We start from the raw sequence: 15,316 nt of genomic DNA, 5'->3' as shown, positions 1-15,316 counted from the left end.
ATGCGCAAAACCAATGGAAGCATGGTCCTATTCATCCAAATTCTAAAAAGGATATCAACATATGCCCAGTTCAAATACTAATTTATTCATGATTGACATAGAAGGTATTGAGCTTTCAGATATTGAACGGGAAATCATAAGACATCCTCATGTAGGATCTGTCATTCTTTTTACACGTAATTTTACAAATCCTCAGCAATTAGAGCACTTAATTCGTGAAATCCGTGACCTCAATCCCCATATTTTTATAGCAACTGATCACGAAGGGGGTTTTGTGCAACGCTTTTTGCGTCAGGGTTTTCGCTCCTTGCCTGCAGCACGCGTTTATGGCGATGCCTATGATCTGAACCCAGAGGTCGGTATCAGACTTGCAAGACAATATGGCGAAATTATGGCCAAAGATCTGTTGGCTTGTGGTATTGATGTAAGTCTCGCACCAGTCTTGGATTTACATGGCCAAAGTCGCGTTATTGCACATCTGGATCGTGCTTTTCACCATGATCCTGATGTAATTATTGCTTTGGCAAGCGCTTTTATTGAAGGCATGAATGCAGCCGGTATGCCTGCAGTTGCCAAACATTTTCCTGGCCATGGTTCGGTTAGTGCTGATTCACATATTTCAATGCCAATTTCTCTTGCCTCAATTGATGAATTGAAAATTAAAGATTTAAAACCTTTTATCGAGCTGATTAGAAAAGGATTGCTCAGTGCCATCATGCCTGCTCATGTAACTTATAAAACAATAGATGCGGACAAGCCTGCTGGCTTTTCAACAATTTGGTTGCAAGAGATATTACGCCATGAATTGAAGTTTGATGGTCTGATTTTAAGCGATTGTCTGAGTATGACCGGTGCCGATATAGGCAATCTAATGACACGAACAGAAGAGGCACTTAAAGCGGGTTGTGATATGTTGATTGTCTGCCATCAACCACGCCAAGTATTGCTCGAATTATTACAAAAAATCACGTTATCCCAATCATCGGAATCAGCCGCTCGTATTACTCACTTTAAAAATCAGCTGCTTCGCTTTGCCCATCCGGAAAAAAATCATCGCAATCCCTATTTATCACAAGTAGCGCAAGAAAAGGATTCTGGCATTGTTGGTAAAAATCAGCAGTTTAACACTTCAGAAACGATTTAACGCCTGGGTGCAGCGCAGCGGAACCCGGGTTCTAACGATTCTTTCAGGCTCATAATCCCCCGGGTTCCACTGCGCTGCACCCAGGCTACAAATTATCCATGCGAAACTTACTCGAACTGGTCTGCCAAAATAAGAAACATCCCATTAGAGCCATGAATAAAAAGTACATCGCACACCATCCCGGCATCGAGATTCCGAATAGGCGCCAAGTGACCTCAGCACAATCCCCGGTTCCTAAAAACAAAGCTTTTACTACGGTTTGCCATGGTAAGTAACGAATTAAAATATCCAAGCTTGGCATGCAAGCGGGAGCTTTACCTGCAGGTAAGGACTGTAACCATAGCTGGCGTAAAGAAAAATACAACCCGGCACATGCAATAATTATTTGTAAGAAACTAATAACACGCGCTTTTTTTAAGGTTCGAAAACTCAATCCCATAACAGCTAACAACAACAAGACACAAACACGCTGCATAATGCATAAAGGGCAAGGGACAAGCCCAACAACATATTGAAAATAAAAAGAAGCGAATAATACAAACACTGTCAGTGTGGCATTGAAGGTTTGAATTTTTCTGAAAGTAAGTTTTCTCATGATTTTGGCAACATATAGGATATAGCGGCTTTAAGATCATCATCATTGCATTTAATGCACGTTCCTTTTGCAGGCATAGCATTCAACCCTTTTATTGAAGAGGCAAGTAAATCATTTAATTTTCTCCCGGCTAAACGCGGCTTCCAATCCTGTTCATTTCTGAATTTTGGTGCTCCCGCAAGGCCATCTCGATGACAAACAATACAATATTGTTCGTACGTTTCTTGTCCGGGTTCTTTTTTTGTTGTTGCATTACTAATTGCTTTATTATCTGCTTGAGCTTGTCCTTGTACAGCGACTTCCCCTACAGGTTGAATTCTTAATTGCATTTCTCGTTGTCGCACTTCATCACATGCATACACCGTAAATGAAAAACAAAACAATAATATGAAAAACTGCAACCTCATGCCCATACACCTCATGATAATAATTTAGGATGATACCCAGAAGTGATTTTTTTTTCCAGCAGGATTAAAACCAAATACGAGGAAAATCATTTTATTTCCTTGAAACAATCTTCAAACTATAATGGCTATTCAAACAAAAACTGAGGGAGATAAGATATGGTACAAGCAATTCCAAAAGGATTTCATACTGTAACCCCAACACTTACTTTTAAAGAATGTGCCAAAGCAATTGAATTTTACCAAAAAGCATTTAATGCCAAATCCCTGCATATTTTCCCTTCCTTAGATGGAAAAGGGATTATGCACGCTCACCTGCAAATCGGTAACTCTACTATTATGATGGGGGACGAAATGGAAGGAGAAAATTGTGCTAAAAGTGCTGAAACTCTTGGCAAATCCCCAATTGGATTCTTTTTATATGTTTCTGATGTAGATTCCATGTTCCAACAAGCTGTAGCTGCAGGGGGACAAATTACTATGCCTGTAACTGATATGTTTTGGGGCGATCGCGTCGGGCAAATTAAAGACCCTTTTGGTTACTTTTGGATGATTGCCACACATACCCAAGATCTAACGGACGAAGAAATCAAAAAAAACGCAGCAGATTTCTTTAGCTCCATAGCAAAAAAATAAGTTATAAGGATTCAAAATGTCAGACTATACTGAACTGGAACCCGCTTTACTCATTGCAGATCCTAAAATTGTCGCCATTCCGGTAATTGATAATCAAGATCCAATAGTTGATTTAATAAATCATCCTGAAATTAGCTATGGTCCCTCTCCAGAAATACCGAATAACACTGATTACACAAAAATGCGAAAAACAGTATTTGAAAAATTAAAGCAAGCTCAATCCTTGTTACCTAAAGGATTACGTTTTTGTTTGTATGAAAGTTATCGGAGTCTGACACTACAAAAATCGCTTTTTGATACACGTTATGAGAAAGTTAAAAATAAACATCCTGAATGGTCATCTGCACAGATTTTTACAGAAACAACCCGAATGGTTTCCCCGGTAATCAACCAAGACGGTTCGCCCAATATTCCACCTCATTCAACAGGTGCTGCAATAGATGTCTATTTAATCAATAAACAAGGAGAGGCCATTGAAATGGGAATTCATCCCAAAGATTGGATGGAAGATTTAGATGGCACCCTTTCATTAACTGCTTCAGAAATTATTAGCGAGGAAGCAAAGCAAAATCGAAAGATCATGAGTCATGTCTTAGAGGCCGTAGGTTTTGTTAATTATCGTAACGAATACTGGCATTGGTCTTATGGAGATCGTTATTGGGCTTATTATAAACACAAACCTTATGCTATTTACGATAGTTATAAATAAGCTTTGTAGCCTGGGTGAAGGCAAAGCCGTAACCCGGGTTTCGCTGCGCTGCACCCAGGCTACAACGATCACAGGCAACCTAAATTTTCGTTAAAAGATTGCATTTAAAGGCAGTATTTACGATTAAACTAAAAATTCGACGAAACTCACAACTCCATTCGACAACTCTTTGAAAATTAGGGTATATTTCACTTTGTATTATTCAATATGGATGTATCACAATAAGGAAATGATATGGCAAACACCAATGAAATTTACACCCCAGATGCTTTAAGACGTAATTGGGGATGGCTTTTAGGGTTGGGAATATTACTTGTTTTTCTAGGTTGCGTCGGCTTGAGTATGGTTATTGGCTTGACACTGGTCAGTATGTATTTTTTTGCGGCCTTATTAATTATCTCTGCAATCTCTCATTTTATTGATATTTTCAAACACAGAGATTGGAAAGGCATATTTTGGCAAGCAATCATTGCAGTTTTATACCTAATTGGCGCTGGTGTTGTCATCTATGACCCCTTCTTAGCATCCACTTTAATTACGGCACTTTTGGCAGGGGTTCTAATTGTTATTGGTATCACTCGAATAATTCTGGCTTTCTCTTTAAAAGAAGCTAAAGGATGGGGTTGGCTTTTATTTGCAGGAATCATCGCCATTCTTCTTGGCATTTTAATCATCATGCAATGGCCAATTAGTGGTTTATGGGTTATCGGAATGTTCATTGCAATTGATATGATTGTTAATGGTTGGACTTATATTTTTATCGCTCTTTCTGTACGTGCATCCATATAACGAACATAGTATGATACTGCATCCTTTCCTAAATGCAGTATCATATGAGTAGAACATTACGTATCGCAACACGCCAAAGTCCATTAGCCTTATGGCAAGCCAATCATGTTCGAGATTTACTGCTAAATAAATGGCCAAATCTGCAGATAGAATTAGTACCTATGAGTACATCTGGAGATAAGTTCCTCATAGATAAACTTCAGGCTATTGGCGGAAAAGGGTTATTTGTAAAAGAGTTAGAAGAAGCATTATTGGATAAGAGAGCAGACTTTGCGGTTCACTCTTCAAAAGATATGCCTGCAGAATTTCCTGAAGGCTTAGAGCTCGTTGCAATCTGTAAAAGAGATAATCCGTTTGATGTCTTTGTCAGTTATCAACACACTGATCTGCAAACACTACCTGCTCAATCTATAGTGGGAACCTCAAGTCTTAGACGCCAATCGCAATTATTAGCGCATAGACCGGATTTATGTGTTAAATCGTTACGCGGTAATATCAACACCAGGCTTGAAAAACTTAAATCAGGAGAATATCAAGCAATCATCCTAGCGGCGGCAGGTCTTGAACGTATGGGATTCACCGATGTCATAACGGAACAATTATCAGCTCAAATCATGCTGCCGGCGTGTGGTCAGGGTGCCTTAGCAATCGAATGCAGAAGCGATGATCACGAAATTCAGGCACTACTTGTCGAACTCAACGATCCAATATCGTCTATTTGCGTGCATGCAGAGCGAAAGGTCAATGCACTCTTAGGTGGGAATTGTCATGTGCCTTTAGCCGTTTTTTGCTCACCAATGGCGAATAATCAGCTGTCTCTACAAGCAAAAATTTTAACCCTTGATGGTTCGCAAATCATCCAGAGCACACAAACTGGTCCAATAGAGCAGGCAACCAGCATGGCGGAACATTGCGCCGAATCATTGCTGGCACAAGGTGCTGCAAATCTTCTTGCATCAGTTCCAAAATGAACAATTCACTACGTGGCTTATGCATTCTAAATACTCGCCCACGAAGTCAGGCGGGCCCGCTAAGCCAAAGCATTCGTGACGCAGAAGGAAAAGTAATTGAACTCCCAACGTTAGAAATCGAAGCGACAAATACTGGTTGGGTCAATTTATTACCTGATTTAAGCACAGTAAACCAAGCTATTTTTATTAGTGCTCATGCGGTTCATTATTGTTTTACTCAATTAAACCAGCAACATATAGAATGGCCCTCTTCAATTCAAGTCATTGCAATTGGCCACGGCAGTGCCGCAGCGCTCCAGAAGTTCGGCATCCGAGTGAGTGCGATCCCTGAGATACCTGACAGCGAACATTTATTGGCCTTAAAAACATTACAACAACCAAAAAAACAAAACGTGCTACTATTTAAGGGAGTAGGAGGCAGACCACTTATTGAGGAACAGTTGATACAAAGAGGAGCTAACCTGGTTATTCTCGAAGTGTACAAAAGGGTTATCCCTCAAATTAACACTCAATTTATTCAATCGATATGGCGCGATGATTTAGTGGACATTATACTGTTAACAAGTGAACAGTCTTTGCATAACCTATTTACACTGTTTGACAAAGAAGCCCATGATTGGCTGCGTAATAAAAAATGGCTAATGATTAGCAAGCGACTTGCTCAAGTAGCCTCTTCATTGGGCATAAGAAATATTAGGATATGCCACCCTAGTCGGGTGATGAATACATTGTTTAACTACGTAAACAAGGATTAACTTATGGTAAACGGTAACGAAGAACAAGCACAAAAAACAAAAAAAATACCTCATACTATGCAAGTTGAAAAAGCAAAACCCAAAAGCAATCCTACTGTTTCTCAAGGTAAATACCTAATCCCTGCATTCGCTTTTATTGTGTCCTTAGGCGCCTTAGGCGTTGCAGCCCATACTCTTTCCTTAAATAAACAATTGCACGCTCAATTAAACCAAGCACGAGATAATTTCTCCACACAACTACAACAACTCGAGCAAAAACAAGAACAAACTCAAGAACAAATTAGTGCAAAAACAAATAATGCCGAAGAAATACAAACACAATTACAAACTAAATTTGATCACCTGAACAAGCAATTACAAAATGCAATGAACCAAAGGTTCTATCAAAATCAGGATTGGCTTCTTCTAAAGGCGCGCTACTATCTTGAATTAGCTCAAATCAATGCACATTGGAGTAATGGTGTTGATTCGACCATAGCATTGCTGGAGCAAACTGATCAGCTCTTAAAACAGTTAAACGACCCCAAAATTTTGAATATACGACAGGCAATAGCCAAGGATATAGCACAAATGCAAGCCTTGCCCTCTGTAGATATTGCCGGTTTGTTAAGCCAATTGGATGCTGCTCAAAACAGTGTTAATGATTTGAGCATACCGCTACCTATAAGTGGGAACACTCCTGCAACAGAAAATGTAACGACTACACCCAATAATTCTTCTTGGCGCTCACGTTTACAAAGCAGTATGAATGTACTGGAAAAACTTGTGGTGATTCGCCGACATGATCAGGAAATTAAACCGCTCATGTCCCCTTTATTTGAAGCCCTGCTCAAAGAAAAACTCCATCTGAATCTCCAAGAAGCACAATGGGCAGTTCTAAATAACGAGCCCTTTGTTTATCAATTGGTTCTGAAACAAGCGATTAATAATCTTAAAATGAATTTTAATCAAAATACGCCAAGTACGGCTGCTTTAATCAAAAAACTAACTGAATTACAGCAGATGAATGTAACTCAAAAAAGACCGACACTGGGTTCGGCTCTCCCGATGCTCAATGAGTTGATTGATGCAAAGAAGACTCCAGTGAATCAATCCTTAAATAGCGAAAACAGCGAACAAGGAGGAAATCAATAATGCTTCGTCTTCTCTTTGCTTTTTTGATTTTACTGGGCGCTGTAGCTTTAGGAATTCAACTTAATAAAGATCCAGGTTATGTACTCATTGCGATCAACTATTGGACTATTGAAACTACGGTTTGGGTAGCTGTCTTTAGTCTTATTATTTTGTTCATTATTTTGTATTTTATTCTGCGTTTATTCCTGAACATCTCTCGTACTCCAGGCGCATTAACTCAATGGCATTCCAAGCGACAGGCCCAAAAAGCTCAAGCAATAACTCGTAAAGGATTCATTGAATACAGCGAAGGACATTGGTTAAAGGCCAAAAATCATTTGATTAAAGCCTTACCCAACACGGATACACCATTACTTAATTATTTAACAGCAGCCCGAGCAGCTCAAAAAATGGGAGACAACCAATTACGTGATGATTATTTGCGTGAAGCCCAGCAATCAATGCCTGAAGCTAAAATTGCTGTTGAATTGACGCAAGCAGAATTGCAACTCGCAAATCATCAATGGGAACAGGCCCTGGCAACGTTAAAACATTTACATGATATAGCACCACGTCATCCTTATGTCTTAAAACTCATCATGCAACTTTATCAAGAAGTAAAAGACTGGCCACAACTCATTACAATTTTGCCTGACTTAAAAAAATACCAGGTTGTTAACCCACAGGAATTCGCATTATTGCAACACAATGCTTATTTACAAAGGCTTATTGATCTTGTAAAGCAAAATCAACCGGAGGCTGTAAATACTTTTTTTTATTCGCTACCTAAAACTTTAGTTGATGAACCTAATATTATTGCCGAATATACCCGCTTCTTATTAAAGAAAGCAGACTACACTACCGCTAATGATTTATTGCGACGTTCGTTGCGCAAAGAACTTAGTCCCCAATTGATTAGGCTTTATAGCTTATTACCTGCAGATGAAAAACAACTTACTTTTGCCGAGGGATTATTAAAGAAAAACTCTCATTCAGCAGCGCTTTATTTATGCTTAGGGCAAATCTGTATGAAACGTAAATTGTGGGGCAAAGCTAAATATTATCTTGAAAAATCAAATGAGGTTGAGCCTACTGCTTTAGCGTACAAAACTCAGGGGCAATTGCATGAAAAGCTTGGTGAGGAAGAACTTGCTTGTAAAAGCTATAAGCAGGGTTTAGAGTTAATTACAAAAGAAACTTTAACTGAAGGCAATTAATTAACTTAGGAATGCTATGGATCTTCCTAATACGTCATCCCGAACGCCATTAGGGGTCTCCAACATCTGGTACGAGCACTATGATAAATAGATTGCTCAAATCAGGAGATCCTTCGCCGTAAACGCCCAGGATGACGATAAATTTTTATCTATAAAAACTTTGGATGATGACATGCATCATTACAATTTATTTCGGTCCTTTCTACCTGAATGGTCACATGTTGAATGTTAAATTCATGGCGTAATTGTTCAACCCATTCTGCTCTTAATGCATCAGAAAGTTCTTCATCAGGCATATATAAATGTACTGACATAGCATTTTCTTGAGTGCTTAGCGCCCAAATATGTAAATCATGGAACCCTTTTACCCCAGGTTTACCAAGTAAAAAATCGCTAACCGCAGTCCAGGAAATATTTTCTGGTACCCCATCTATGATGAGTCTGAAACTTCCAGAAAATAAAGACCAAGTTCCTTTGAGTATAACTAATGCAATTAACAAACCCACTACTGGGTCTATCCAGAGCCAGCCAGTCCAATACAATAATGCAGCAGATAAAACCACACCAACAGAAACCAAAGCATCATAGAAGAGATGTAAATAGGCCCCTCGAATATTCAAATCATCAGAGCCACGAGCAAACAATAATGCCGTAGCAAAATTAATTATTATTCCCACACCTGCAACTATCATTACAGATACTGCTTGTACTTCTGATGGCGAAAATAATTTATATACGGCATCTGTAGCAATAATTCCGCATGTAAAAACTAATAAAATCCCATTCGCCAAAGCAGAGAGGATGGATATTTTTTTTAAACCATAGGTTGCCTTCATCGTAGGTGCGCGTTTCATCAGTACTGTAGCAATCCATGCTAAAACCAAACCCAAAACATCACCTAAGTTGTGAAAAGCATCTGCCAATAAACTGGTCGAATTAGATAAATAGGAAAAAACAATCTGTAAAACCACAAAAAGACCATTAGCAATTATCGAAATGATAAATGCTTTCCCATAAGTCGCTGCAACATTTGGTCCGTGATGGTGATGATGTGAACCATCATGAGAGTGCGTACTCATAACACTCCTTCGTCTTTTTGTTCTTCAGAATAATAATTAATACCGATTTTAATCCGATTACGTTCCTTTTGTTTACGCCAAGCATTTGTATCGCGTAAAGAATAAACACAACCACAATATTCTTGCTTATAAAACCCCTCACGTTTGGCAATTTCATACATACGTTCTGATCCACCATTTTTACGCCAATTATAGGTCCAGTATTCAACGTTAGGATATTTATTTGCAGCACGAATTCCACAATCATTAATTTGATTCATATCTTTCCAACGTGAAATCCCCAAAGAACTGCTGATCACCGGAAAACCATGTTCATAAGCATATAAAGCGGTTCGTTCGAAACGCATATCAAAACACATAGTGCAACGTTTACCACGCTCTGGCTCCCATTCCAAACCTTTGGCTCGAGTAAACCAATTATCTTTATCATAATCCGCATCAATGAAAGGAATATTGTGTTTTTCAGCAAAACTAATGTTTTCGTTTTTTCTGATTTCATACTCTTGAACAGGATGAATGTTCGGATTGTAAAAAAAGATAGTAAAATTAATCTCTGAACTGATAAGCGCTTCCATAACTTCACCCGAGCAGGGTGCGCAACATGAATGCAGTAATAACTTATCTGCACCGTTAGGTAATTCCAACTGCTCTCTTTCTATCATTTTGTTACATCCGACATATTTATAAAATGGTGACGATAATATACCAATTCTGCAATGGAATCTTTAATATCGTCTAATGCAAGGTGTTTGGATTCTTTTACTACTCCATTCAACAACTCTGGCCTCCAACGAATAGCTAGCTCTTTCAGTGTGCTCACATCCAAATTTCGGTAATGAAAAAAAGCCGCAAGCTCCGGCATGTATTTATACAAAAAACGCCTATCCTGGCACACGCTATTTCCACACATTGGTGATTTACCTTTATCCAAGTACTGCTTTAAAAAATCGATGGTTTCTTGCTCTGCTTGTGTCTCACTAATTTGACTTTCTAAAACTCGTTTGACTAAACCAGATTGGCCATGTTGTTTGGTATTCCAAGAATCCATACCATCCAGTAAGGTTTTAGGTTGAGAAATAGCAAAAACTGGCCCTTCGGCAATTACATTTAAATGAGGATCCGTCACGACGGTAGCAAGCTCGATTATTCTGTCTTTTTCAGGTTCAAGCCCTGTCATTTCCAAATCTATCCAAATTAAATTTTGATTATTTTTCATTTGCCTTCCAAGAATTTAATATCAGTTCAACACATGCCACGCGTCTTTGATGTAACGCATGTTTAATTGCTTCACCCTTATAACCTTCAGTAACAAGCGCTCGGCTATTCACTTTAGCACATTCAGCAAGCAAATGACTCCATAATTCGCTTTGTCGGTACTCAATATCTCGACCGCAACCTTCTGCATCGGATTGGCAAGCAACTAACATATTATAGAAGAGATTGGGACGACGAAATGCATCACTCTTTTCTAAAAGCTTGACAATAGTACTTGCTTGTAACTCAAATAAGCGATGAATATTCAAATGAAATCGTGAAGTTATCACGGCAAGGGCTCGATAATCATTAGGGATACGTAAACGAGAGCATAAAGCTTCAATAATGGCAACACCACGCTCTTCATGACCATGATGGCTTGGCCAATTGTGCATAGGAGATAAGGCCTTACCCAAATCATGAACCGTTGCGGCAAAACGTATAATCGGATCTGCAGTTAAACCCACTGCTGCACGTAAGACCATCAAAGTATGAACACCACTATCTACTTCATGATGATATCGATACGGATTCGGAACACCAAATAATGCATCAATCTCCGGCAAAATTACTCGTAATGCATCACAAGAACGTAAGGTAACAATAAATTGCTCTGGATTTTTCTCCTCCAGGCTTTGTTGCCATTCTTGCCAGACTCGTTCAGCGACCAGATGAGCCAACTCACCCTGCTGAACCATAGTATACATTAATGAACGTGTTTCATCCGCTAACTTAAAACCTAAATGATGAAAACGCGCTGCAAAACGAGCAACACGTAATACACGTACGGGATCTTCTACAAAAGCTGGAGATACGTGACGAAGCAACTTTGCTTCTAAATCACTTCTACCCTGATAAGGATCAATAAGATGCCCCTGCTCATCCATAGCTATTGCATTAATTGTTAAATCTCGACGTGCTAAATCATCCTCTAAAGTTACAGTGTTACTAAAATTGCAAGAAAAACCATAATATCCTGGAGCAGATTTTCTTTCAGTTCGTGCCAAAGCATATTCTTCACCAGTCTCTGGGTGCAAAAACACAGGGAAATCACGCCCAACCTGCCTGAATCCTTTTGCTAATAAATCATCAGGGCTAGAGCCAACAACAACCCAGTCACGTTCTTTTACTGGTAGATTCAATAATTGATCACGAACAGCACCACCAACCAAGTAGACTTTCATTAAATTTAATTTACCTTCATACTGTATGGTTATTTAGCCTTGATTTGCTTTCAACACGCTAAAGAATATTTTTAATGATTATATTATAGATCTGAACTATGAGTAAAAGACGTATTAGTAAGCAACAATCTGCCCGTATTGAAAAAATCCAACAAAACTATCATGAAAATAAACAAAATCATGATGATCTGGCGGATGGTTTAGTTATTACTCGATTTAGCAGGCATGTTGAAATCGAAGACCATGAGGGTAAGCATATACGGTGTTCTATTAGACCGAATCTGGAAACATTGGTTGCTGGCGATCGGGTAATTTGGCAAACAGAGGGAATGAATCAAGGTGTAGTTGTCAGTCTTTACCCTAGAAGCAGTGTTTTAGCAAAACCAACTAGCTCAGGTACGGTAAAGCCTGTTGCTGCTAATATTACGCAACTTATTATTGTAATTGCACCCAAACCTGAAATCTCTTGGCCGCTACTTGATAGCTACTTAGTTATGGCAGAAACATTACACTTGCATGCTGTAATTTTATTAAATAAAACTGATTTGCCTTGTGAGGCGCTTAAAGAACAGTTGCTCCTGGATTATGGGAATCTTCATTATCCTATTCTGCAAACGAATAAAAACATGCCTGATGGCTTGCAACAACTTAAACACATATTAAATCACCAAATTAGTGTCTTTGTAGGACAGTCTGGGGTGGGCAAATCGTCGCTTATTTCCAATATTTTGCCTCACGAACAAAACATTTCTATAAATGAGTTATCTGAAATATCAGAATTAGGTAAACACACTACCAGCAATTCACGTTATTACCATTTGCCTAGCGGTGGGGCACTAATTGATTCTCCTGGAGTAAGAGAGTTTAGCTTATGGCATATCGATGCTAGAGAAATCTCTCGCGGCTATCCTGAATTTAGGCCTTATTTGTCACAGTGTAAATTTCGTAATTGCACACATAAAGACACCCAACACTGTGCCATTATTAAAGCAAAGGATGAGGGTTTAATTTCAGAAAAACGATATGAAAATTTCATTAAACTTTGCGCACAATACACAAAATAAAGTTTATTTTGTAATTAAATAATGAGAATGATTTAGGTCCTATTGGCATTTCACTAGTTTGAGCAAATATCCTGATTTACTAGAGTCAAACGTAGCATGCATAGAGCTATTTGAGCTTCGAACACAGAAAATCAAGACAGTTTTGGTCAAGATAGTAGAAATATAAACCGTTCTAGTTATATTGACCAATATAATCGAGTATAGGTGCCTCACAATCTTTAGCATTTTCTTTTTGTGCCACGCTCAAAATAGGTTGGCTTATTTTCAATAAGTAGTTGCTTATCCGCTCGCCTATCACAGGTAGAATATTAAATTTAGACAATTGAGTTTTATACTCAAACATCATTGTTTCTACATCTTTTATTTCTTCTGTCAAATTAAATAATCGTGTAACTTCTAATTTGCTCACTTGCGGGAAAAAATGTACCGATGATGCTTCTGTACGTTGGGATAATTTTGCCACATGCGCATTGATATGTTTGGTGCAATTAAGGAGAAACTTAGCTTTTGCTATTTGCGGATCACATAACTTAATTAATCGTAACAAATTGGTGCGCTGGCTCTCACTTAACTCATCTAAAAACTCAGTAAACAAAATATTAACCCGAAATTGCTTCATCAGATCATTTTGATTTTGAGCATAAGTTTGAATTATATCATCTAAAAAGTGATTAATATGTGTTTTTATAGACTGATTATTTGTATTAAAAAGGAGTAATGCATTAAATAATAATTCAGGCTCAAACCAATAAACACCAAGTTCATCTAACTTACAATTCTGAGCAAGCTCCAACCACCTGTTCGTTGATTTAAAACGCGTCAGCCATGTACACCAACTATTATCTTTTCTTGCCGGAATGACAATATCTTTAATAATATCTGCATAAGCAGCTTCTAAAGCTTTAGGCTTATTCGCTGCGATTAATGGCAACAAAATAACAAAAATTCCATACGCTTCAGGAAATACAGCATTTTTTTTATCCCATAAACTAGGGGTTTGACGAGTAAAGAAAAATGAAAATTCAAATTGTGTAGTAAGTAATGAAACAAGCAATTTACAACAATTCACAAAAGCATCTGTTTGAACAAATTGAGGCTCTGAGGGTTCAATTTTTACAGATACCCTTTGATAGACAGGGGCTAACTCTTTACTTTTGGCTTTTAAATCAGGATTAATTTCAAATAAACATTTGCCTAACGTTTGAATTTCATAATCTATTTCTGAATAATCATTTGCAGTATGAAGATTGATAAATAGATCAAGTAAGTATTGCTCATCCTTTTTATATTCTATTTTCGTCCCATACAAAAAATTTACATCCGCCAATTCATAACCATATAAGCGATTAAAAAAATTCCTTATGTCGTTTTTAAAAATAGAAAAATCTGAATTTTTCGATCGCAAATAATAGTAGCGTTCAATTAACTCGAGCAAATGGGGTAGCAAGGCTATAGGCATACGTCCTTGAGCTCTTAAGTTAACAAAAACTTTTTTACGCATAAGATCCCAAAAGTTTTTGAAATACTCATCATCAACACTTACTTCGCGTGCAGTCTCTTTACATAACTTTAGACGCGCTAATTCATCTATTGTTACAACACTTAATTTTTTATCGGCCCTATAAGTCGATAAAGTAAATTTCCAATTCTCTAAGTGCTTACAAAAACTCCATTTTCGATATAAAGTCTTTCCACCGTGGCCTAGATAAAAATTAAAAAGATTAACCGTTTCATTAAGTGATGAAAAATCATTTAAATCTTTTTCATTTACCAAAGTTGGAATTAATATTTTTAAATAATTTATCCCTGTTATCGGAGTAAGCTCACTGGCTAAATTTATCCACAGAAGATTTGAGGGTGATGGATTACGAGTATAATCATCCTCTTTATCGACTATAGATTCCCAGCGACTTTTATAACACGAAAGAAGAAAATGAATATCATCGGCCGTTAATTCCGCGCTGGATGGCTTTTTAGAAAATCGCTCTGAAAGACATTCAGACAGCATTTTATCACACGGAATCGGTGTGCCTTCCTTTTCAAGCGTTTTGATAAAATCCAAAATTCGTTGGACTAACATAAACTACAACCTATCCTAAATAAAATTAACTTAAACTAAAGTTATATAAAAATCAATTTTATGAGCCTATGACAAAAAAAACGTGAACAATAAAGATAAAATATAAACAAAAAGTTATAAATTTATATTAATTCCAATTACATTGGAAAAAACACTTAATGGTTATTAAACCAACCATTTTCTGATATCGGAACAAATATTCGAAGAAAAAAAAAGCGGCATGGAAATGCCGCTTTAAAATAATAAAACCCTGGCGATGACCTACTTTCACATGAGGAAACCTCACACTATCATTGGCGCGGGTTCGTTTCACTTCTGAGTT

General features: G+C 37.8%; 17 protein-coding genes. 9 read left to right on the top strand and 8 right to left on the bottom strand.

The features are described from left to right. Positions 1–61 precede the first annotated feature (61 nt). A complete protein-coding gene (nagZ, locus tag Lstg_RS05425; RefSeq protein ID WP_058476649.1) occupies positions 62–1,144 on the top strand; it encodes a beta-N-acetylhexosaminidase in 1,083 nt (360 codons plus the stop codon). Positions 1,145–1,229: 85 nt separating this feature from the next. Here the strand turns inward: nagZ and Lstg_RS05420 are convergent, their stop codons facing one another. Next, the gene (locus Lstg_RS05420) at positions 1,230–1,739 is read right to left on the bottom strand and encodes a disulfide bond formation protein B (protein WP_058476648.1); all 510 of its coding nucleotides are present in this window, start codon (positions 1,737–1,739) and stop codon (positions 1,230–1,232) included. After that, positions 1,736–2,146, bottom strand: coding sequence for a c-type cytochrome (locus Lstg_RS05415; protein WP_058476790.1), 411 nt, complete (start codon positions 2,144–2,146; stop codon positions 1,736–1,738). The genes Lstg_RS05420 and Lstg_RS05415 overlap by 4 nt, the downstream gene beginning before the upstream one ends. Positions 2,147–2,302: 156 nt before the next feature. Between Lstg_RS05415 and Lstg_RS05410 the strand changes: the two genes are divergently transcribed. The 7 genes from Lstg_RS05410 to Lstg_RS05380 all read left to right on the top strand — a co-directional run bounded on the left by Lstg_RS05410 (position 2,303) and on the right by Lstg_RS05380 (position 8,333). Continuing rightward, positions 2,303–2,779, top strand: a complete 477-nt coding sequence (locus Lstg_RS05410) for a VOC family protein (protein WP_058476647.1) — start codon at positions 2,303–2,305, stop codon at positions 2,777–2,779. Between the two features lie 16 nt (positions 2,780–2,795). After that, entirely contained in the window at positions 2,796–3,488 is a 693-nt protein-coding gene (locus tag Lstg_RS05405) for a M15 family metallopeptidase (RefSeq protein WP_058476646.1), read from the top strand. 234 nt (positions 3,489–3,722) lie between these two features. Beyond that, positions 3,723–4,277, top strand: a complete 555-nt coding sequence (locus Lstg_RS05400; protein WP_058476645.1) for an HdeD family acid-resistance protein — start codon at positions 3,723–3,725, stop codon at positions 4,275–4,277. 44 nt (positions 4,278–4,321) lie between these two features. After that, positions 4,322–5,248, top strand: coding sequence for a hydroxymethylbilane synthase (gene hemC / locus Lstg_RS05395; RefSeq protein ID WP_058476644.1), 927 nt, complete (start codon positions 4,322–4,324; stop codon positions 5,246–5,248). Next, positions 5,245–6,003 (top strand): uroporphyrinogen-III synthase, encoded by a 759-nt coding sequence (locus Lstg_RS05390; RefSeq protein WP_058476643.1) that lies wholly within the window; start codon positions 5,245–5,247, stop codon positions 6,001–6,003. The genes hemC and Lstg_RS05390 overlap by 4 nt, the downstream gene beginning before the upstream one ends. Positions 6,004–6,006: 3 nt before the next feature. Continuing rightward, entirely contained in the window at positions 6,007–7,137 is a 1,131-nt protein-coding gene (locus tag Lstg_RS05385) for a uroporphyrinogen-III C-methyltransferase (RefSeq protein ID WP_058476642.1), read from the top strand. Continuing rightward, on the top strand, positions 7,137–8,333 hold the full coding sequence (locus tag Lstg_RS05380; protein WP_058476641.1) for a heme biosynthesis HemY N-terminal domain-containing protein: 1,197 nt from the start codon (positions 7,137–7,139) through the stop codon (positions 8,331–8,333). Before Lstg_RS05385 ends, Lstg_RS05380 begins: the two co-directional genes overlap by 1 nt. Before the next feature lie 149 nt (positions 8,334–8,482). Here the strand turns inward: Lstg_RS05380 and Lstg_RS05375 are convergent, their stop codons facing one another. Genes Lstg_RS05375 through Lstg_RS05360 form a run of 4 tightly spaced genes read right to left on the bottom strand, consistent with a single transcriptional unit; the run spans position 8,483 to position 11,850 of the window. Beyond that, a complete protein-coding gene (locus Lstg_RS05375) occupies positions 8,483–9,412 on the bottom strand; it encodes a cation diffusion facilitator family transporter (protein ID WP_058476640.1) in 930 nt (309 codons plus the stop codon). Then, positions 9,409–10,074 (bottom strand): epoxyqueuosine reductase QueH, encoded by a 666-nt coding sequence (locus Lstg_RS05370; protein WP_058476639.1) that lies wholly within the window; start codon positions 10,072–10,074, stop codon positions 9,409–9,411. The genes Lstg_RS05375 and Lstg_RS05370 overlap by 4 nt, the downstream gene beginning before the upstream one ends. Then, positions 10,071–10,628, bottom strand: coding sequence for an oligoribonuclease (gene orn, locus Lstg_RS05365; protein WP_058476638.1), 558 nt, complete (start codon positions 10,626–10,628; stop codon positions 10,071–10,073). The genes Lstg_RS05370 and orn overlap by 4 nt, the downstream gene beginning before the upstream one ends. Then, a complete protein-coding gene (locus Lstg_RS05360; RefSeq protein WP_058476637.1) occupies positions 10,618–11,850 on the bottom strand; it encodes a multifunctional CCA addition/repair protein in 1,233 nt (410 codons plus the stop codon). The genes orn and Lstg_RS05360 overlap by 11 nt, the downstream gene beginning before the upstream one ends. A gap of 98 nt (positions 11,851–11,948) precedes the next feature. On the opposite strand from Lstg_RS05360, the gene rsgA reads away from it, so the two are divergent. Further along, positions 11,949–12,914, top strand: coding sequence for a small ribosomal subunit biogenesis GTPase RsgA (gene rsgA, locus Lstg_RS05355; RefSeq protein ID WP_058476636.1), 966 nt, complete (start codon positions 11,949–11,951; stop codon positions 12,912–12,914). Positions 12,915–13,086: 172 nt separating this feature from the next. On the opposite strand, the gene Lstg_RS05350 is transcribed toward rsgA, so the two are convergent. Both Lstg_RS05350 and Lstg_RS17975 read right to left on the bottom strand, forming a co-directional pair. Further along, complete coding sequence (locus Lstg_RS05350; protein WP_058476635.1) at positions 13,087–14,994, bottom strand: hypothetical protein; 1,908 nt, start codon at positions 14,992–14,994, stop codon at positions 13,087–13,089. Between the two features lie 127 nt (positions 14,995–15,121). Then, a partial coding sequence (locus Lstg_RS17975; protein WP_058476634.1) for a hypothetical protein occupies positions 15,122–15,316 on the bottom strand: 195 nt, incomplete at its 5' end.

Source organism: Legionella steigerwaltii, from assembly GCF_001468065.1.
In the GTDB taxonomy this organism is placed as follows: domain Bacteria; phylum Pseudomonadota; class Gammaproteobacteria; order Legionellales; family Legionellaceae; genus Legionella; species Legionella steigerwaltii.
This window is presented reverse-complemented; position numbering and strand designations above follow the sequence as displayed.

Coding starts and splice junctions, on each gene's coding strand:
- Lstg_RS05400 (WP_058476645.1), top strand. CDS start 3,723: ATGGCAAACACCAATGAAATTTACACCCCAGATGCTTTAAGACGTAAT.
- Lstg_RS05350 (WP_058476635.1), bottom strand. CDS start 14,994: ATGTTAGTCCAACGAATTTTGGATTTTATCAAAACGCTTGAAAAGGAA.
- Lstg_RS05410 (WP_058476647.1), top strand. CDS start 2,303: ATGGTACAAGCAATTCCAAAAGGATTTCATACTGTAACCCCAACACTT.
- rsgA (WP_058476636.1), top strand. CDS start 11,949: ATGAGTAAAAGACGTATTAGTAAGCAACAATCTGCCCGTATTGAAAAA.
- Lstg_RS05360 (WP_058476637.1), bottom strand. CDS start 11,850: ATGAAAGTCTACTTGGTTGGTGGTGCTGTTCGTGATCAATTATTGAAT.
- Lstg_RS05390 (WP_058476643.1), top strand. CDS start 5,245: ATGAACAATTCACTACGTGGCTTATGCATTCTAAATACTCGCCCACGA.
- orn (WP_058476638.1), bottom strand. CDS start 10,628: ATGAAAAATAATCAAAATTTAATTTGGATAGATTTGGAAATGACAGGG.
- Lstg_RS05405 (WP_058476646.1), top strand. CDS start 2,796: ATGTCAGACTATACTGAACTGGAACCCGCTTTACTCATTGCAGATCCT.
- Lstg_RS05415 (WP_058476790.1), bottom strand. CDS start 2,146: ATGAGGTTGCAGTTTTTCATATTATTGTTTTGTTTTTCATTTACGGTG.
- Lstg_RS05370 (WP_058476639.1), bottom strand. CDS start 10,074: ATGATAGAAAGAGAGCAGTTGGAATTACCTAACGGTGCAGATAAGTTA.
- Lstg_RS05420 (WP_058476648.1), bottom strand. CDS start 1,739: ATGAGAAAACTTACTTTCAGAAAAATTCAAACCTTCAATGCCACACTG.
- Lstg_RS05385 (WP_058476642.1), top strand. CDS start 6,007: ATGGTAAACGGTAACGAAGAACAAGCACAAAAAACAAAAAAAATACCT.
- nagZ (WP_058476649.1), top strand. CDS start 62: ATGCCCAGTTCAAATACTAATTTATTCATGATTGACATAGAAGGTATT.
- Lstg_RS05375 (WP_058476640.1), bottom strand. CDS start 9,412: ATGAGTACGCACTCTCATGATGGTTCACATCATCACCATCACGGACCA.
- hemC (WP_058476644.1), top strand. CDS start 4,322: ATGAGTAGAACATTACGTATCGCAACACGCCAAAGTCCATTAGCCTTA.
- Lstg_RS05380 (WP_058476641.1), top strand. CDS start 7,137: ATGCTTCGTCTTCTCTTTGCTTTTTTGATTTTACTGGGCGCTGTAGCT.